The sequence below is a fragment of the Oscillibacter sp. PC13 genome, from assembly GCF_900115635.1.
Lineage (GTDB): Bacteria > Bacillota > Clostridia > Oscillospirales > Oscillospiraceae > Oscillibacter.
Genome location: NZ_FOXE01000002.1, coordinates 1 through 17,626, shown reverse-complemented (window position 1 = coordinate 17,626; position 17,626 = coordinate 1). Strand labels below are relative to the sequence as shown.

The 17,626-nt window shown below is 53.0% G+C and carries 16 protein-coding genes; 11 read left to right on the top strand and 5 right to left on the bottom strand.

Annotation, left to right across the window (positions count from 1 at the left end; translation table 11 throughout):
• Positions 1-41 precede the first annotated feature (41 nt).
• The 3 genes from BMZ81_RS01070 (at position 42) to BMZ81_RS01060 (ending at position 3,058) form a co-directional block, all read left to right on the top strand.
• Positions 42-251 (top strand): DUF896 domain-containing protein, encoded by a 210-nt coding sequence (locus tag BMZ81_RS01070; RefSeq protein WP_091127754.1) that lies wholly within the window; start codon positions 42-44, stop codon positions 249-251.
• A 3-nt stretch (positions 252-254) separates the two neighbouring features.
• Complete coding sequence (locus BMZ81_RS01065) at positions 255-1,472, top strand: 5-bromo-4-chloroindolyl phosphate hydrolysis family protein (protein ID WP_091127753.1); 1,218 nt, start codon at positions 255-257, stop codon at positions 1,470-1,472.
• 146 nt (positions 1,473-1,618) lie between these two features.
• Positions 1,619-3,058 (top strand): aminoacyl-histidine dipeptidase, encoded by a 1,440-nt coding sequence (locus tag BMZ81_RS01060; RefSeq protein WP_091127984.1) that lies wholly within the window; start codon positions 1,619-1,621, stop codon positions 3,056-3,058.
• 41 nt (positions 3,059-3,099) lie between these two features.
• Here BMZ81_RS01060 and BMZ81_RS01055 read toward each other — a convergent pair whose 3' ends face one another.
• Positions 3,100-3,999 (bottom strand): RluA family pseudouridine synthase, encoded by a 900-nt coding sequence (locus BMZ81_RS01055; RefSeq protein ID WP_091127752.1) that lies wholly within the window; start codon positions 3,997-3,999, stop codon positions 3,100-3,102.
• 125 nt (positions 4,000-4,124) lie between these two features.
• Here BMZ81_RS01055 and BMZ81_RS01050 point away from each other — a divergent pair, with 125 nt between their 5' ends.
• Together BMZ81_RS01050 and BMZ81_RS01045 are read left to right on the top strand one after the other, a co-directional pair.
• Positions 4,125-5,903: an ABC-F family ATP-binding cassette domain-containing protein gene (locus tag BMZ81_RS01050; protein ID WP_091127751.1), complete on the top strand. Its 1,779-nt coding sequence runs from the start codon at positions 4,125-4,127 to the stop codon at positions 5,901-5,903.
• Between the two features lie 117 nt (positions 5,904-6,020).
• Positions 6,021-7,148 (top strand): GGDEF domain-containing protein, encoded by a 1,128-nt coding sequence (locus BMZ81_RS01045; RefSeq protein WP_177187148.1) that lies wholly within the window; start codon positions 6,021-6,023, stop codon positions 7,146-7,148.
• Positions 7,149-7,188: 40 nt separating this feature from the next.
• Here the strand turns inward: BMZ81_RS01045 and BMZ81_RS01040 are convergent, their stop codons facing one another.
• Complete coding sequence (locus BMZ81_RS01040) at positions 7,189-7,725, bottom strand: macro domain-containing protein (RefSeq protein WP_091127749.1); 537 nt, start codon at positions 7,723-7,725, stop codon at positions 7,189-7,191.
• Positions 7,726-7,859: 134 nt separating this feature from the next.
• Here BMZ81_RS01040 and BMZ81_RS01035 point away from each other — a divergent pair, with 134 nt between their 5' ends.
• Both BMZ81_RS01035 and BMZ81_RS01030 read left to right on the top strand, forming a co-directional pair.
• A complete protein-coding gene (locus BMZ81_RS01035; RefSeq protein WP_091127983.1) occupies positions 7,860-8,525 on the top strand; it encodes a beta/alpha barrel domain-containing protein in 666 nt (221 codons plus the stop codon).
• A 66-nt stretch (positions 8,526-8,591) separates the two neighbouring features.
• Entirely contained in the window at positions 8,592-9,041 is a 450-nt protein-coding gene (locus tag BMZ81_RS01030; protein ID WP_091127748.1) for a zinc ribbon domain-containing protein, read from the top strand.
• Between the two features lie 268 nt (positions 9,042-9,309).
• Here the strand turns inward: BMZ81_RS01030 and BMZ81_RS01025 are convergent, their stop codons facing one another.
• Positions 9,310-10,668, bottom strand: a complete 1,359-nt coding sequence (locus tag BMZ81_RS01025) for an 8-oxoguanine deaminase (RefSeq protein ID WP_091127747.1) — start codon at positions 10,666-10,668, stop codon at positions 9,310-9,312.
• A 137-nt stretch (positions 10,669-10,805) separates the two neighbouring features.
• On the opposite strand from BMZ81_RS01025, the gene sdaAB reads away from it, so the two are divergent.
• Both sdaAB and sdaAA read left to right on the top strand, forming a co-directional pair.
• Entirely contained in the window at positions 10,806-11,474 is a 669-nt protein-coding gene (gene sdaAB / locus BMZ81_RS01020) for an L-serine ammonia-lyase, iron-sulfur-dependent subunit beta (RefSeq protein WP_177187147.1), read from the top strand.
• A 1-nt stretch (position 11,475) separates the two neighbouring features.
• Complete coding sequence (gene sdaAA / locus BMZ81_RS01015) at positions 11,476-12,354, top strand: L-serine ammonia-lyase, iron-sulfur-dependent, subunit alpha (RefSeq protein WP_091127746.1); 879 nt, start codon at positions 11,476-11,478, stop codon at positions 12,352-12,354.
• A 67-nt stretch (positions 12,355-12,421) separates the two neighbouring features.
• Here the strand turns inward: sdaAA and BMZ81_RS01010 are convergent, their stop codons facing one another.
• Positions 12,422-13,708: a dicarboxylate/amino acid:cation symporter gene (locus BMZ81_RS01010; RefSeq protein ID WP_091127745.1), complete on the bottom strand. Its 1,287-nt coding sequence runs from the start codon at positions 13,706-13,708 to the stop codon at positions 12,422-12,424.
• Between the two features lie 40 nt (positions 13,709-13,748).
• On the bottom strand, positions 13,749-14,594 hold the full coding sequence (dapF, locus tag BMZ81_RS01005) for a diaminopimelate epimerase (protein WP_091127744.1): 846 nt from the start codon (positions 14,592-14,594) through the stop codon (positions 13,749-13,751).
• A 172-nt stretch (positions 14,595-14,766) separates the two neighbouring features.
• Between dapF and BMZ81_RS01000 the strand changes: the two genes are divergently transcribed.
• Entirely contained in the window at positions 14,767-15,375 is a 609-nt protein-coding gene (locus tag BMZ81_RS01000) for a TetR/AcrR family transcriptional regulator (RefSeq protein ID WP_091127743.1), read from the top strand.
• Between the two features lie 154 nt (positions 15,376-15,529).
• Positions 15,530-17,068, top strand: a complete 1,539-nt coding sequence (locus tag BMZ81_RS00995; RefSeq protein WP_091127742.1) for a sodium/proline symporter — start codon at positions 15,530-15,532, stop codon at positions 17,066-17,068.
• The last annotated feature ends 558 nt before the right edge of the window (positions 17,069-17,626 follow it).

Here is a 17,626-nt window from a genome sequence, read left to right as displayed (position 1 = left end):
CCAGGCCTTTGAATCCGGGACGCTGGAAAGAGGAGAGAGCCATGGATCAAACAAAAATTAACCGCATCAATGAACTGGCCCGAAAAGCCAAAACGGCTGAGGGGCTGACGGCGGCTGAAAAAGCAGAACAGGCCGCCCTGCGGCGGGAATATGTGGATGCTGTGCTGGGAAATCTCAAGGGACAGCTGGACCGCACTTATATCATGGACGAACAGGGGAACAAACAAAAGCTGAAGAAAAAGGGGGAATGATCCGTGGCCACAGGGCATAAAAAGGACGGTGACTGGTTTTCCTGGGCATTGATTGTGGTCCTCTTTGCCATTGGAGCCTGGCCGATTGCTCTGATCCTGCTGTTTACAAAATTGTTTGCCAGTGATGGAAAGCAAAAGCAGGCAGCGCCGCCCCCGCTTGAAAACAGGAGTCCCCGCCAGACAGCTGCCGATGTCCAGCCGGTCCGTCAGAGCAAGGCAAAAAAAGCAGCCAAAAAAGTGACCAAAACACCAACAGCAAAAAAGTCCACTGTGAAGTGGCTGAAAATCATTGGCGCTGTGTTGGCGGTCCTGGGGCTGGCGGCCTGTTATGAACCGGTTGATATGATGATCTGGCTGGGCAAAGTGGATTCGTGGTATGTCCGGGAACTCCTGCAGGCGCTGGCTGTGGCCATCGCCGGCGGAGGAATGCTTGCAAAAGGAATTTCCATGGAACGCAGCACGAAACGGTATGCCAAATACCTGGCGGTAGTTGGAGACCGGGAGGCGATGGATATCGGCCAGTTGGTCAGAACTTTGGGGTATCCTGAAAAACGGGTGGAACGGGATCTGCAGAAGATGATTGACAGGGGCTACTTCGGCAGCGCGGCGTATCTGAATGTGGAGCTGGGGTATTTGTTTCGCAGCGGCCGGGCAGACGAGGCCTTCCAGCAGAGACAGGCGGAGACCAAAGCCGCTCCGCAGGCACCTAAGGAAGCGGAGGAGGGATATTCCGGTATTCTACGGAATATTCGCCGGGCCAATGACAGGATTGCAGATCCGGTCCTTTCCGTCAAGATCGATCGGCTGGAAGAGATCGCGGCACGGATTTTTCGCGCAGTGGAAGAGGATGCCAGAAAGGCTGGGCACATCGATACGTTTCTGAATTATTATTTGCCAACCACACAAAAGCTGCTGGACTCTTACGCGGAGTTTGAGGCTGCCGGCGTGGAGGGGGAGAATCTGCGGCAGGCGAAGAGCCGTATTGAGGCCACCATGGACTCCATTATCCGTGGATTTGAACATCAATTGGATGAATTGTACAAGGCGGACGCTATGGATGTGGACAGCGATATCCGGGTGATGGAAACCATGCTTCACAGGGATACGGCCAGTGTGGAAAGGGATTTTGGACTGGGTGGGTATGCAGCCGAAACGGCACCAAAAACTGCGGGTGCGGACTGCAATGGCCAGGCTGCCCAGCAGAGTGGAGAAGCAGAGTAGCAGTGTAAAAACCCGGCATGCACAGCATGCCGGGTTTTTAAAGTTCAAAGCGTGCTGTCATCGGAGAGAGGTTATTGCGCATCTGATTGCATGAGAAAACGCAGATGCAGTATACTGGAGACATCATGAAAAAGGAGCGAGTGCATATGTCGGTATTGGAAGAATTGGAGCCACAGGCTGTATTTCATTTTTTTGAGGAGCTTTCCGCCATTCCGCATGGTTCCGGAAACACAAAGGCCGCCAGCGATTGGTGTGTTGCATTTGCAAGGGAACGGGGGCTGGAGGTTTATCAGGATCAGGCCAATAATGTCATCATCATCAAAGAGGCTGCTCCCGGTTATGAGGAAGCGGATCCCATCATTTTGCAGGGACATCTGGACATGGTATGTGAAAAAGCGGCGGACTGTACAAAGGACATGGCCCGGGAGGGATTGGATCTGATGGTGGACGGCGACACCATCTATGCAAAGAACACGACACTGGGCGGCGATGACGGGGTTGCTGTTGCCATGGGGCTGGCCCTACTGGATGACGAAAGTCTGCCGCACCCCCGCCTGGAGGTGGTTTTTACCACAGAGGAGGAGGTCGGTATGGACGGTGCCGCTGCGCTGGATGCCGATTTGCTGCAGGGACGGCAAATGCTGAATCTGGACTCTGAAGAAGAGGGAATTTTCACGGTCAGCTGCGCCGGTGGCTGCATGGCTGCATGCGTGCTTCCGGTGGAACGGGAGGCGTTTGACGGAATGGCGCTGACAGTGACGGTGGAAGGCCTTACCGGCGGGCACTCCGGAACAGAAATTCACAAGGGGCAGGGAAACGCCGACATGCTGCTGGGGCGTATACTGTGGGCAATGGCGCAGCACACAGAGCTGCGCCTGATATCAGCGGCAGGCGGGCTGAAGGACAATGCCATTCCGGTTTCTGCGCAGGCAACCATTGTGGCGGCCGATGAAAAAACGGCCAGAGCTGCAGTGTCGGAGATGGGAGAAATCCTGCAAAGAGAATACCGGGCTACAGATCCGGAACTGACCATCCGGTGCGGGAAATGCGGGACACAGGGAACCCCCATGGATGCAAACAGTACCCGACGGACGATATGCATGCTGAATTGCCTGCCGAACGGCGTGCAGGCGATGAGTTATGAGCTTCCGGGTCTTGTGCAGACTTCGCTCAACCTGGGAATTTTGGAGACAGAGCCCACGTTTGTGCGGGCGTCCTTCTGCGTGCGCAGTTCGGTGGCCAGTCAAAAGAAGATGCTGCAGGAGCGTTTGGCCTGCCTGATGGAGCAACTCGGCGGATCTGCGGCGATTTCCGGAGAGTATCCCGCATGGGAGTACCGGGAGGACTCTCCGCTCCGGGAGCGGATGACAAAGGTTTTCCAAGAACAATATGGCCGCTCTCCCAGAATCGAAAGTATTCATGCCGGTGTGGAGTGCGGACTGTTTTGCGGAAAGATTCCCGGTTTGGACTGTGTGTCCATTGGGCCGGATTTAACGGAGATTCATACCCCCCGGGAGCGGATGCACATTGCCTCCGTACAGCGGGTGTGGCGGTTTATCTTAGAAGTGCTGAAGCGCTCCAAATGAAACAGGAAGAGGGCGGCTTTGCTGCGGCCCTCTTCCTGCGTTTAAATATGAAGTTGCGGCTGGAACAGCCGGAGCATGTCCACCGGAACCGGCGCAGTGAAGGACAGCAATTCTCCTGTGACAGGGTGCGCCATGCGCAGAGCGTAGGAGTGCAGAGCAGGACGGGAAATCAGCGCCGGATCCTCTATCCCGTACAGCCAGTCACCAGCCAAAGGACATCCCAAAGAGGCCATGTGCACACGCAGTTGGTGGGTGCGGCCGGTTTCCGGCAGCAGACGCAGAAGAGACAGGCCATTTTCCTGCGATAAGACCTCATAATGTGTGACTGCCGGAGAACCATCTGGACGGATCATGCGGGCAACGGTGGAAGCCGTATTACGGCCAATAGGAGCGTCGATGACGCCGGACGGAGGAGACGGACAGCCTATGCAGATGGCCCGATACTCCCGGTAAAATTGGGTAGTGTGGAGGGCATAGCGCAGGCGATCGTGGACGTAGCCGCTCTTCGCAATGACCATCAGCCCGGTGGTTCCTTTGTCCAGGCGGTTCACAGGGTGGAAAATAAAATTTGGCCCGCGCTGCCAGGCCAGAGCGCCAGCCACTGTGGGCGTATCCGGCAGAAAATTGGAGGCATGGGCTGTCATGCCGGCGGGCTTGTTTACAACCAAAAGATGGCCGTCCTCCCAGATGATGGGCAGCGGCCAGTTCCCGGGAGCAATTTCTACCTTGGGTGGGGCATGATCGCCAGTTTCCACCACCAGGTTATCGCCTGCTCGGAGCACTTGCGTTGTGCGGGCCCGCCGGCCGTTCACCAAAATCCCTGTCTCCGCCCGGGTCAAGCGGGAGATGGCGTGGGAGGAGAAGTGAAGTTCAGCCTTCAAAATATGGCGGACAGTGGAACCTGCTTCCTCCGGCAGGATGGTTTTACAGATGGTTTCCATGGATACCCCTCCAATCATTCTGCTTCAGGATAGCATAAAAATACAATTTTGCATAGCCAAGAAACAAGTGGTGTGGTACAATCAATCACGATTATATGAAGGAACCAGAACCAAGGGGGCATTTTATGCTGTTATCTGCAGAACATCTTTCCATCAACTTCGGCAGCCGTCAGCTGCTGGGTGATGTGAGCTTTTATTTAAATGAGGGAGACAAGGTCGGTATCATCGGCATCAACGGCACAGGGAAGTCCACGCTATTGAAGGTGCTGGCGGGACAGACAGAGGCGGATGCCGGCACAATTGCCCGCAATCCCAATGTTCAGGTGAGCTTTCTAGCCCAGAATCCGGCCATGGACGACGGTGCCACCGTACTGGAGCAGGTGTTTCTTCACTTTCCGGAGGAATTTCGGACGCTGAATGAATATGAGGCGAAGTCCATGCTGAACAAGCTGGGAATTTCTGACTTTTCCCAAAAGATAGGAACGTTGTCAGGCGGCCAGAGAAAGCGGGTGGCCCTGGCGGCGGCCCTCATTCATCCGGCGGATGTGCTGGTACTGGATGAGCCCACCAACCATTTGGACAGCGAGATGGTGGACTGGCTGGAGGATTGGCTCCGCCGGTTTAAGGGCGGACTCATCATGGTAACCCACGACCGGTATTTTCTGGAACGCGTGGTCAACCATATCACAGAACTCTCCCGCGGCAAGCTGTATCATTACGAGGCCAACTATTCCAAGTATCTGGAGCTGAAGGAACAGCGTCAGGAAATGGCAGAGGCCAGCGAACGCAAACGGCAGTCGATTCTGCGGGTGGAGCGGGAGTGGATGATGCGGGGCTGTAAGGCCCGCACCACCAAAAGCAAGGAGCGCATCCAACGGTATGAGATACTGATGGACCAAAACGCACCGGAGACGGATGATGCGGTCCAGATGGCGGCAGCGGCGAGTCGTTTGGGGAAGAAGATTATTGAACTGGACGATGTGACCAAGCAGTTTGATGGGCGGACCATTGTGAGCCATTTTTCCTATCATTTGCTGCGAAATGATCGAATTGGAATTGTGGGCCGAAACGGGGCGGGAAAATCCACGCTTCTGCACCTGATTGCGGGAGAACTGGCACCGGACGGCGGTACGGTGGACATTGGCAGCACTGTTCAAATCGGACACTTCTCCCAAGAGGGGCGGGAGCTGGATTTAAACCAACGGGTATACGACTTCATCCACGATATCGCAGATGAAGTAAAAACCGATGAGGGAATTTTTTCCGCCAACCAAATGATGGAGCGTTTTTTATTTCCCGGTGATTTGCAGTCGGTACCCATCGGGAGGCTGTCCGGTGGAGAACGGCGCAGGCTTTACCTCCTGTCTGTTCTGATGGCGGCACCCAATGTTCTGCTTCTGGATGAACCCACCAACGATCTGGATGTGACCACACTTTCCATTCTGGAAGATTATCTGCGGGGATTTCCCGGCCCGGTTCTGGCAGTGTCCCATGACCGCTTTTTCCTGGATAAACTGGCGGAATCCGTTTTCGAAGTTCGCGGAGACGGCGAGATTCTGCGCTATACCGGCAATTGGACAGACTGGATGGCAAAGCGCAGAACAGAGGGGAAGGCGGCTGTTCCGGAAAAGGACAGGGAAACCACAGAGCGATCCAGAACACGAAAACTGAAGTTTTCTTATAAGGAACAGCTGGAATTTGAAACCATAGACGCGGAGCTGGCCACCTTGGAATCCCGGATTGCAGAGTGCCAGGAGGCACAGAATTTCTGTGGCAGTGACTATGTGAAATTGCAGGATCTCCAAGCACAGCAGACGGAACTGGAAAGACAGCTCGAAGAGAAAACAGAGCGATGGATCTATTTAAATGAACGAAAGGAACAAATTGATGCACAGGATAACTAAGTAAAAAATAGGAAAAACACAGGAGACATTTTGCTGAAGTTATGTTAAACTATATTTCAAATGGCTGGTGCGGAAAAATTTGCCATCCAGCAGAGAACGGACGAGGGGCAACAACGGATGAACAAGAGGAGTCTTCATCAGATTGAGGCAATTCAAAACGAATACCGGCGGATCGACCGGAAATGGCTGCAGCGTCAGTATCAGATTCTGCTGTGGCTGGTGGTCGTTACAACGGCGGCAGAAATACTGATGGCAGTAATCCTCCAGAAACTGAATGTTGTATCGGCCTGTGTACAGGTGTATTTGCTGAAATACGTGCTGGCTCCCTTTTTCTGCAATGTATTGGCTGCGTTGACGGCCACGATGGCAATGAAGAGCGGACGGTTGACTGACCGCCAAAAAATGTACACGATTTCCTGCCTGTTGGCAGGGATGGCGTTTGTTATTTATACGATTCATTCTATTTTTGGAATGCTGTTTATCGTATTTACTGTTCCGATGGTACTGACGGTTATCTATGGGGACCAGAACCTTACAGCTATTACCAGTGCAGCCTGCATAGGAGGAAAGGTGCTATCCGATCTCTTCTTGTTCTGGGATCCGGATCGTAGCCCGGTATTTGCAAATACCGATACTGCGACAGACTTTCTGATGTCTACGGCTTTTTTGCTGCTGTTCTATGTCCTTTGCCATTCTTTGATTGCAGTAGAGCAGGAGAAGAATGGTGTGGGCATTCGTTTGGAGATAGAGCGCCAAAAATATCAAGAGGAATCTGTCACTGACCAGTTGACCCGGGTGGGGAATCGTCAGGCGCTGCGGCAGGCGTTTGCGGAGGTGGAATCCATCGAACCGGGAGTTCGGATTTTTCTTGCAATGCTGGATTTGGATGATTTTAAGAGAGTAAACGATACATTTGGCCACAGCGTCGGCGATCAATATCTCCAGGCCCTGGGGGCAGTGATGCTAAAACTGGAAGTGGAGGGTGTCCAAGCGTTTCGCTTCGGCGGAGATGAATTCTGCATTCTCTTCTGCGGACATGAACCGAAGTCTGTACACAGAATTTGCGCTGAACTGCAAAAGCAGTTCACTGCTCTGGATGTACACCAGAGGTACCGCCCGGTGTCCATCAGTGTTGGAGTGGCTGAGTATGAGAGAGGAGAGCGCCCGGTCAGCCTTTTAGATCGGGCTGATGCATCGCTTTATCAGGCAAAACTGCAAAAAGGCAGCATCCATATGGAAATTTGAAAAGTTCCTCATACCTTTTGGTATGGGGAACTTTTATATATCACAACCGATGGGCTTTGTCGCCGGCATACCAGAGATTCCAGGTCTGACGGTATATCTGGGCCGTTTGTTCTGTGTGACAGACCATGCGGACCTGCTCGGGTAAATTATGATCTGCCAGGAAATCCATCACCGCTTTCAATGCCACAGTAGCGGCTTGAGGCAGAGGGTATCCGTATACACCGGTGGAAATGGAGGGAAAATCCAGAGTCCGAATGCTGTGGGCGGCGGCTAAAAGCAGACAGGAACAATAGCAGGAAGCCAGAACAGAGGCCTCATTGTGTGTTCCGCCCTGCCAAATGGGACCCGGCGTATGGAGAACATACTTGGCCCGCAGACGGTAACCGCGCGTCAATTTGGCCTGTCCGCGCGCGCATCCGTGGAGGGCACGGCATTCTGCCAATAATTCCGGTCCGGCTGCCAGGTGGATTGCACCATCTACACCGCTGCCGCCCAGCAGTGTAGGATTGGCGGCATTGACAATGGCTTCTGCGTCAGACTTGGTAATGTCACCAACAATAATGTCAAAACGTTTCATCGCCCATCTCTCCTTTTTTTCAGTATACATCGCTGCGTTTCCAAAGCAAAGAGGGATTTCACTTGTTTGTACAAAAGGCGTGTGGTATGATGTGAAAAATGAACGGAACATCCATTTATGAAAAGGAGGCTGCCATGGCAAAATACGTTCCTTCCTATACCGGAACACTCCGCAGCCACTCCCTGATGCTGCCGCCCTGCATCAGTGACTGCAGCGGTATCCGTATCTTTGGCCGGCGGATCAAATCCCTTGCGTTCTCTACCGATGTGGCTATCATTAAAAACATCAATGCTGATGCCATCATCGCTGTTTATCCGTTTACTCCGCAGCCCGTGATTTCCCAGGCAATCATCAATGTCAGTGACGTACCGGTTTTTGTGGGAGTCGGCGGCGGCATCACAACAGGGCAGCGATCGGTTCGCCTGGCAGTTCAGGCGGAGCATCAGGGCGCCTATGGCGTGGTGCTGAATGCGCCGGTACCGAACGAGGTTGTCCGCCAAATCAAAGAGGACGTTGACATTCCGGTTGTTGTGACGGTGGTATCCGCCCATACGGATATTCGGGCACGGCTGGAAGCAGGTGTGGACTTTTTAAATGTATCGGGGGCTGCAGCAACACCCGACATTGTAGCGGAGATTCGCCGGGATTTTCCGGAGGTACCCATCATTGCTACCGGAGGCCCCACGGAGGAGAGCATCCTTCGCACGATTCAGGCCGGGGCAAATGCCATTACGTATACACCGCCTTCCAACGGCGAGTTGTTTGAACATATCATGGAGCGGCACCGGGAAAGACATTAAGAGCAACAGATGGTTGCTTGACGGTGTTTCGGGATCGTGGTAGGCTTGTGGGCAAGGGGTGATCAAATGGAGTTTAAGGAAGTTTTCTCAGGCTTACGCAAAAAGGCGGGCCTTTCTCAGAACGACCTGGCAGAGCGGTTCCACATTACCCGGCAGGCAGTATCCCGCTGGGAGTGTGGGGAAACTATGCCAAATGTAGAGTCCCTGCAGGCGCTCTCCAAGTTTTTCGGCGTGTCTATCAACACGCTTCTCGGGAACCCAAGAGAATTGGTGTGCCAGAGCTGCGGGATGCCGTTGAGCGATGAGCTGATGGCCCGGGAGGCGGATGGAACCATTTGTGAAAAATACTGCAAGTGGTGCTGGAGTGATGGTACGTTTACACAGGCGTGTTCCATGGAGGAAATGATTGAGCATTGCATTCCGATGATGCCTTTGGGGAACACGGATCCGGAGGCCTGCCGGGCATATATGCACAGCTTGCTGCCGACTTTGGAACGATGGAAAGAACAGCTGTGAAATGTGCGGTTTCAGGCCGCTTATGCTATATGCACCTATTTGACTGGCCGGATCTGCCGCCGGAATATCTGCTGAAACTTTGTGAATGAGGGACGCCTCTGGAGAGTAACTGCTCTCCAGAGGCGTTTTTTGAAAGATTACTACCTGACATGTGCCTGAACGCGGAAAGAAAAGCTGGGAGAATTCAGAAGAGAGAAGAAGAACCCTCCGTGAAGAGCAAAACCGGCAGAGCACCTACCTGCTCTATACCGCGGAAGTGCATTTTTTCTTATGCCTTCGCCAGATATGTCCGACAGGTGTTCCGGGCCTGTTCCGCCACGCGTGCCTCATCAATGGTGGAAAGATGACCTTCCTCCACAACAACGCTGCCGTTTACCACGGTATAGTCCACCGCCCCTCTGAGGCCGACGGTTGCCAGCACATCAGCGGGACTGTACTCGCCGCCCACCAGCTCCAGCCGGCGGCTGTCCACTAAGAAAAGGTCTGCGCATTTGCCGACTGCCAATTGGCCGATATCATCCCGTCCCAACAGCCGGGCACTGCCTCTGGTGGCCATTTTCAGCACCTGGTAGCCGGAGGGTGCTGCCTGACTGGCATGCAGGCGATGGAGCAAATAGCACACCCGCAGTTCCTCCATTAAGGAAGAGCCATCATTGGAAGCGGAACCATCTACAGCCAGCCCCACGGGAACACCCAGTGCCAGCATTTCCGGAACCCGGGCTACGCCGGAGGCAAGCTTCATATTGCTGATGGGACAATGGGCCACGCCGGTGCCGGTGCGGGCCAGCTCGCAAAGCTCTTCGTCATTAAAATGAATGCCATGGGCATACCACACATCCGGACCAGTCCAATCAAGAGACGCCATAAATTCCAGAGGGCGGACACCGTGATGCTCCAGCATATAGCGTTCTTCATCCTTTGTCTCACACAGATGGGTGTGAAGCCGAACGTGGTATTGACGAGCGAGCAGAGCGCTCTGGCGCAGAAGATCTGCCGAAACGGAGAAGGGGGAGCAGGGAGCCAGGGCCACCTGGCGCATGGAACCCGGTTTGGGATCGTGGTACGCCTCAATCAGGCGGATGGAATCCGCCATGATTTCGTCTACCGTCTGCACAACGCTGTCCGGCGGCAGGCCGCCGTCCTTTTTGGAGAGGTCCATGCTGCCTCTGGAAGCAAACATGCGCAGTCCCAACTCTTCAGCGGCAGCAAACTGGACGCCGATTAGATCTGCGGTATTCCGGGGAAAAACATAATGATGGTCAAAGCAAGTGGTGCAGCCGTGCTTGAGCAATTCCCCGCCGCCGACCAGCGTAGAGAGCCGGATGACCCGCTCATCCAGCCCCTTCCAGATTTCATACAGGGTCGTGAGCCAGTCGAACAGCTCCATATTTTGTACCTGGGGTAAATTCCGGGAGAAGACCTGATACAGGTGGTGATGCGTATTGATAAGACCTGGATAACACCAAAGATGGGTTCCGTCAATGATTCGGTCGGCCAACTGGGGCAGGTGAGGGCCAATGGCCCGGATAAAGCCGTCCTCACAGTATAAATCGACATGTTCCAGAATCCGGTCCTCTCTGTCACAGGTGATCAATGTGTTTAAATTTCGCAGCATCAGAGTAGACATGACGATCCGCTCCTTTCTGCATACAGTATAAATGAGAAACCTGAAAAGGTCAACTTTTTCGCCAAACACCTTGCGAAAGGGAAATGGGTATGATACGCTGAGAAAGATTTCAGAAATAATCGGAAAAGGGGACTTATATGCTGGACATTTTCGATATTCTTGGACCGGTGATGGTTGGGCCGTCCAGTTCTCATACGGCGGGTGCGGTGCGCATCGGCCGAATGGCCCGTACGCTGCTGGGAGGAAATGTAGTCAAGGCGGATATCGGGCTCCATGGCTCTTTTGCGGAGACCGGGCAGGGACACGGTACCGACCGCGCGCTGGTTGCAGGGCTACTGGGTCTTCAGCCGGACGATTTGAATATTCCCCACAGCTTTGAACTTGCTGCGGAGCAGGGACTGAAGTTCCGCTTTCACACCATTCAGCTGCGGGAGGCTCATCCAAACACAGCGGTGCTGGAAGTGGAAAATGAAACGGGAAAACGGCTGCACCTGCAGGCTGCGTCCACCGGCGGAGGAAGAATTCGGGTGGATCAGCTGAATGGTGTGGAAGTCAGCTTTACGGGAATGTTCCATACACTGGTCATCCAGCACCGGGACATTGCCGGGGAGTTGGCGGATGTAGCCAGGGAGCTATCCAACGCCAAGGTAAACATTGCCAACATGAGTTTGTGCAGAGATCGCCGGGGCGGTGATGCCCTGATGGTGATTGAGACGGATCAAAAAGTTCCGCCGGTGGTTCGCCAGCTCATTGGTGAACTGCCGGGTGTGGAAGGACTTACCTATTACGAAAAGGAGGCGAAGTGACATGGCCCTGGACTCGATGCAGGAGATTTTTGACAAGATTGCACAAAGAGGCATTCCATTCTGGAAGGTTGTTCTGGAAACCGACATGGAGGAGAGGCAAGTGTCATCGGAGGTCTCTTTGGAAAAAATGCGGGTTACTTGGAGAGCGATGCTGGAGTCCGTGGATGCATATGAAAGCGGCCGCCGCTCTGTCAGCGGTCTTGTGGGAGGCGACGGGCAAAAAATGCGGGACTATGCCGACAGGGGCGATACCCTGTGCGGATCCTATCTCCGGGACGTCATTGCCACGGCGCTGTGCGTGGGAGAGTCTAACGCCTGCATGCGCAAGATTGTGGCTGCGCCAACTGCCGGTGCCTGCGGTGTGCTGCCGGCAGTACTGGTTCCTTTATTTAAAGCGGGACGGGCAGACGAGACCGCGGTGATCGAAGCCTTGTATGTCTCTGCCGGGATTGGGGCAGTGATTGGCTACCGAGCCTGTATTGCCGGCGCTTCCGGCGGGTGCCAAGCGGAAATCGGCACAGCGTCCGCCATGGCGGCGGGTGCATTGACGGCTTTGAGGGGAGGCACTCCCGCCCAGATAGGCCATGCGGCGGCAATGGCCCTGAAGAACTTGCTGGGGTTGATTTGTGACCCGGTGGCCGGTCTTGTGGAGGTTCCCTGCGTGAAGCGAAATGTTGTCGGTGCGGTCAACGCTGTCAGCTGTGCGGATATGGCATTGGCTGGAGTGGAGAGCCGGATTCCGGTGGATCAGGTGATTGACTGCATGGGAGATGTAGGACACCGTTTGCCGGTGGAATTCCGGGAGACGGCACAGGGAGGCCTGGCGGCTACCCCTTTCGGACAGGCAGTGAAAGAACAGATGAAAAAGCGAAGGCCATAGAAGAAAAAGGTTCCCTGCTCTCGAGAGCAGGGAACCTTTTTAAACAGGAACGGGAAAAGGATAAAATTCAGGCGGCCTTCTGACTTGCCAGAGCCTTCTGCAGCCAATCCTTTCCGTCAACAAAGCGGGAGACAATATAGCTGACCACATAGTCGCCGGCGGAGTTGATCATCGTGGCGGGGGGATCCACCAGGTTGCCGATGGTTACCAGGATGGGGAAGGCCAGTTCCATCTGTTCTGGGAAGAAGATGGAGCAGATGATGTATTCGCCGATATAACCGCCGCCGGGTACACCACTCATACCAACGGAGGAGAGAACAGCTACCAGAACCACGGAAAACAGCATTCCAATGCCGCCAAATTCTTTGCCGAACACGCCGAATACAAAGGCAATTTTCAGGACACAGCTGAAGCAGGAACCATCCATATGCATTGTTGCGCCCAAGGGCAGCACCATATCGGAGACATCCTTGGAAATACCGGTAGCGGCAGCTTCCTCCATATTGGTGGGAATGGTGGCAACGGAGGAACAGGTGCCAAGAGATACCACGGCGGGCTTGGTGATGTGCTGGAACATAACCTTCACAGCGCCCTTTCCACCGCCAAACCAGGCAAACAGGGGGAAGGCGGTGAAAATATAGATAAAGCACAGCGGGTAATAGACGGCCAGAGCCCGGCCATAGCTTTCGGTAATCTGGGGGCCGTAGGTGGCCACTAAGTCGGCAAAGAAGCCAAAGAAGGCGATGGGGGCGTAATAGGTAATGATTTGGACAAATTTCATCATCACATTGGTCAGGTCATCCAGAAATTTGCCGACCAGCGTATCCTTGCCGCCGTTCAGGTTCACGGCAAACCCAAACAATAGGGAGAATACAATCAGGGGCAGCATGGCCCGGCGGGTCAACAGCCCCACGAAGTCACTGGCAGTGAAGAAGTTCACAATCATATCGGACAAAGAGGCGTATTCCCCCATCTCCTCGGCGGGAATATTGCTCCACGGGGCCAAGACAGGGGGGAATACCTGCATCAGCACATACATGATGACAGCGGCGATGGCACCGGTGATTACAAAGGTGGCAATTGTAGTGCCCATAATTTTTCCGGCGCGCTTACGGCTCTGCATGTTAGCAACGGCACCGGAAATGGATGCGAATACCATTGGCACCACGATGCAGAACATCATGTTGATGAACACGGTGCCCAAAGGCTTCAGAACAGTGGCGCCGGCAGAGATGGTGTTGCCGTCAGCATCCAGTACGACGGGAAAAATCCAGCCCACAACGGCGCCAAGAACCATGGAACCCAGCATGATGGCCAGAAACGCATAGTTTTTGGCAACAGATTTTTTTTCCATAAATGAAACTCCTCCTATTCTCAATTCACACACGGGGAAATTATTTTGCCAGGCGGAGCTCTTCGTCCGTGACTTCGCCCTTGCAAACGATGTTGGTTGGGCCTGTGAGATACAGGCTGGCGATGCGGGAATTCTCCCGCTCCGCGTCGATGACCAGCTGCCCGCCTGTCATATTGACCCGAACACCCTGGCCGGAGACCTTGCCCTGGAGCGTCAGGACGGTTACCACAGCTCCGGTGCCTGTGCCGCAGGCATAGGTGAAATCCTCGACCCCACGTTCAAACGTACGCTCAAAAACGGTGTCTTCTCCGGTAACTTCAAAAAAGTTCACATTGGCGCCCTTTGGAAAGTCATGATACCAGCGAATAGCGCGGCCAAGCTCCCGCAGATCGTTCTCATCAGCCTGCCGCAGATTGGCGTAAGGGACCACTGCGTGAGGGATTCCGGGATTTCCAAGCTCCACATAGGCGCATGGATAACGGATACCATCCACCTCCACGGGGGCGTCCAGCTTCACAATAGATGGATCGTTGAGACGAATGCGGTACAACCGACTGTCAATCCGCCGTCCTGTCACAATGCCGGCGGTGGTTTCCACGGTCTGCATCTCACCGGCCAAGCTATTTTCATAGCCGTATCGGCAGATACACCTAGCACCATTTCCGCACATTTCGCCAATGCTGCCATCTGAATTATAAAAACGCATTTTGTAATCGCCGCCCTCGGTGGGGGTGTCTATTACCATCAGCCCGTCAGCCCCAATGGACATGTGCCGCTCACACAGGGTCTTGGCAATTTGAGGAAAAACCTCTGCCGGAAGATGCTCTTCCAAATTATTCAGCACCACAAAGTCATTTCCGGCGCCGTTCATTTTCCAGAATTTCAAGCGTAAGCCCCCCTTCGCGATAAAGGTATTATAACAGTACGAAGCTGCAAAGCACAATAGAGAATGTGTCAAAAAACATGCAAAAACTGCGGCCCTGGTGCCTGCGGCCGTTGGATTTGCATAAAGCGGTGGAGTATGGTATGCTGAAAGCAAAAAAATGAGGTGTTGAAAAATGCCGAAGAAAAATACCAGAAACACAAAGGGACGTATTATTTCAGCGGCCTGGAAACTGTTTTATGAGCAGGGATACGAGGATACAACGATAGAGGATATTGTCTTTGAATCCGAGACCTCTAAAGGTTCTTTTTATCATTATTTTGATGGGAAGGACGCACTTCTGGGGACACTGGCCAATGTATTTGATGAAAAATATCAGGAATTGATGGAGACTATGGAGACCAATCGAAATGCCATCGAGAAGTTGACATACCTGAACCACGAACTGTTCGCCATGATTGATGAGCGGGTTTCGCTGGAGCTGTTGACCCGTCTGCTGTCCACCCAATTGCTGGCCCGTGGGGAAAAGCACCTTTTGGATCGCAGCAGGCTGTACTTTAAACTGCTGCGGCAGACGGTAACGGAGGGGCAGAAGCAAGGCCAGCTGAGGTCCGATTTGACAGTAAACGAAATTGTAAAGGCATATGCACTGTGGGAGAGAGCTCTTTTATATGACTGGTGCCTTTGCGGTGGAGACTACTCACTGGTGGCTTATACAGACAGAATGACGCCGATGTTCCTGGAGAGTTATCGGGCAGAAGAAAAAAGAATGGAAAACGTATAGGGAGATGTACAGTGGAAAAATCAAAACTCTAAAGGACAATTTGCCATATCTGAAAACGCGGTATAGAATGAATTCTATACCGCGTTCTGCATTTTGTTCTGGTTAAAAATATGCTATGATGTCCTGCATTGATAATTAAAGGAGAGAGAATATCATGACAAGCGCACAGATTTTAATTGTAGTGACTATTGCGGCCTATTTGATTGCAATGGTCCTGGTGGGGGTGTACTTCAGTAAGAAGGGCAGCGGCGACAACTCCCATGAATTCTACTTGGGTGGCCGCAAACTTGGGCCTGTGGTCACGGCTATGAGTGCTGAGGCCTCTGATATGAGCAGCTACCTGCTGATGGGTCTGCCGGGACTGGCTTATCTCTGCGGCGTTGCAGAGGTGGGCTGGACAGCAATCGGGCTGGCGGTCGGAACTTATTTGAATTGGCTGATTGTGGCGAAGCGCATTCGTCGTTATTCTGCGGCTGTGGGTGCAATTACAATTCCGGACTTCTTCTCCAGGCGTTATCGGGATGAGCGCCATGTGCTGTCCCTTATTGCGGCTCTGGCCATTTTGATTTTCTTCATTCCGTATACGGCATCGGGCTTTAAGGCGGTGGGAACGCTTTTCAACAGCCTGTTTGGTGTGAACTACCATATCGCCATGATGATTGGAGCGGTTGTCATTATCGGGTACACCGTGCTTGGCGGCTTTATGGCAGTATCTACCACAGACCTGCTTCAGAGCATTTTTATGACGGTTGCCCTTCTGGCAATTGTGGTATTTGGAATTCAGCAGGCGGGCGGCTTGGACGCGGTAATTACAAATGCGCAGGCGCTGCCGGGGTACCTGAATATGACGAAAGGCTACAATGCAGGTTCTGGTACGGCTGGCTCCTTTGGGGGACTCAGCATTGTATCTACGCTGGCATGGGGCTTGGGTTACTTCGGCATGCCGCATATCCTCCTGCGGTTTATGGCAATCGAAGATGAGAAAAAATTGAGCACCTCCCGCCGCATCGCATCCATTTGGGTGGTTATTTCTATGGCAATTGCGGTTTTTATCGGCATCATTGGATACAGCGTTTCTGTGGCAGGCAAGGTTCCCTTCCTGACAACCAGTGCTGATTCCGAAACCATTATCATCAAAATGGCGGATCTCATGAGCCAGCATGGCGTGTTTCTGGCCCTGATAGCTGGCATTATCCTGGCCGGCATCCTGGCAGCCACTATGTCCACTGCGGATTCCCAGCTCCTGGCTGCGGCGTCCAGTGTGTCTCAAGATCTGATGAGGGGCTTTTTCGGCGTAAAGCTGAGTGCAAAAACAGAGATGCTGGTCGCACGTTCTACTGTTATTATCATTGCGATTATTGGCGTCTTCCTGGCATGGGATCCGAACAGTTCTGTGTTCCGCGTAGTATCTTTTGCATGGGCGGGCTTCGGTGCGGCCTTTGGCCCCACGGTGTTGTTTGCTCTGTTTTGGAAGCGCTCCAATAAATGGGGAGCTTTGGCGGGCATGGTTTCCGGCGGTGCGATGGTGTTTATTTGGAAGTATTTGATTGCACCGATGGGCGGCGCATGGGCAATCTACGAGCTGCTGCCCGCTTTTATTATGGCTTCCATTGCCATCGTAATCGTGAGCTTGGCAACAGCAAAGCCCGATGCGGAAATCGAGAAAGTGTTTGACGAAGTCAAGGTTGGATAATTTGAAGAGTCGACCATGTGAAAAAAGCACGGTCGACTTTTTTTGACTTTTTCGAAAAAAGGTATTGACAAAAGGGAGGGGGTTTGGTATTCTAACAAAGCTGTCCGGCAGGGCGTAAGTGAGCTGAAAAAACTTCTGAAAAAGGAAGAAGAAACAGTTGACAATGCGTTCTGGATGTGATAACATAAAAAAGTTGCTGTGAGCGGCGAACAGATTGAGCGTCAAGAACTTTTGAAAAAAGTTCTTGACAATCGGGATGAGGTTTGCTATAATAGCAATGTTCCGCCGGGAGAGGCGTGTACCTTGTAAATTAAACAACGTAACGAAAAGAAAGCACCAGACGTAAGCTTGGATGGTGAGAAATCACCAGAAAAGCGAACGAGAAGTTGCTGAAGTAGGGAGTAGTCAATTCTCCTAAAAAGGTAACTATAAAAAGACATGAAGCTATGACGAATAGCTCTGTGAAATGATTAGAGCGGACTACGGTCCGATTTAATACCATTTTATAGAGAGTTTGATCCTGGCTCAGGACGAACGCTGGCGGCGTGCTTAACACAT

Bases quoted from the DNA above. Each gene is read 5' to 3' on its own strand.
- sdaAB (WP_177187147.1), top strand. From the start codon at position 10,806: ATGCTGGACATTTTCGATATTCTTGGACCGGTGATGGTTGGGCCGTCC.
- BMZ81_RS01070 (WP_091127754.1), top strand. From the start codon at position 42: ATGGATCAAACAAAAATTAACCGCATCAATGAACTGGCCCGAAAAGCC.
- BMZ81_RS01045 (WP_177187148.1), top strand. From the start codon at position 6,021: ATGAACAAGAGGAGTCTTCATCAGATTGAGGCAATTCAAAACGAATAC.
- BMZ81_RS01040 (WP_091127749.1), bottom strand. From the start codon at position 7,725: ATGAAACGTTTTGACATTATTGTTGGTGACATTACCAAGTCTGACGCA.
- sdaAA (WP_091127746.1), top strand. From the start codon at position 11,476: ATGGCCCTGGACTCGATGCAGGAGATTTTTGACAAGATTGCACAAAGA.
- BMZ81_RS01055 (WP_091127752.1), bottom strand. From the start codon at position 3,999: ATGGAAACCATCTGTAAAACCATCCTGCCGGAGGAAGCAGGTTCCACT.
- BMZ81_RS01030 (WP_091127748.1), top strand. From the start codon at position 8,592: ATGGAGTTTAAGGAAGTTTTCTCAGGCTTACGCAAAAAGGCGGGCCTT.
- BMZ81_RS01025 (WP_091127747.1), bottom strand. From the start codon at position 10,668: ATGTCTACTCTGATGCTGCGAAATTTAAACACATTGATCACCTGTGAC.
- BMZ81_RS01000 (WP_091127743.1), top strand. From the start codon at position 14,767: ATGCCGAAGAAAAATACCAGAAACACAAAGGGACGTATTATTTCAGCG.
- BMZ81_RS01010 (WP_091127745.1), bottom strand. From the start codon at position 13,708: ATGGAAAAAAAATCTGTTGCCAAAAACTATGCGTTTCTGGCCATCATG.
- BMZ81_RS01050 (WP_091127751.1), top strand. From the start codon at position 4,125: ATGCTGTTATCTGCAGAACATCTTTCCATCAACTTCGGCAGCCGTCAG.
- BMZ81_RS01060 (WP_091127984.1), top strand. From the start codon at position 1,619: ATGTCGGTATTGGAAGAATTGGAGCCACAGGCTGTATTTCATTTTTTT.
- BMZ81_RS01035 (WP_091127983.1), top strand. From the start codon at position 7,860: ATGGCAAAATACGTTCCTTCCTATACCGGAACACTCCGCAGCCACTCC.
- BMZ81_RS00995 (WP_091127742.1), top strand. From the start codon at position 15,530: ATGACAAGCGCACAGATTTTAATTGTAGTGACTATTGCGGCCTATTTG.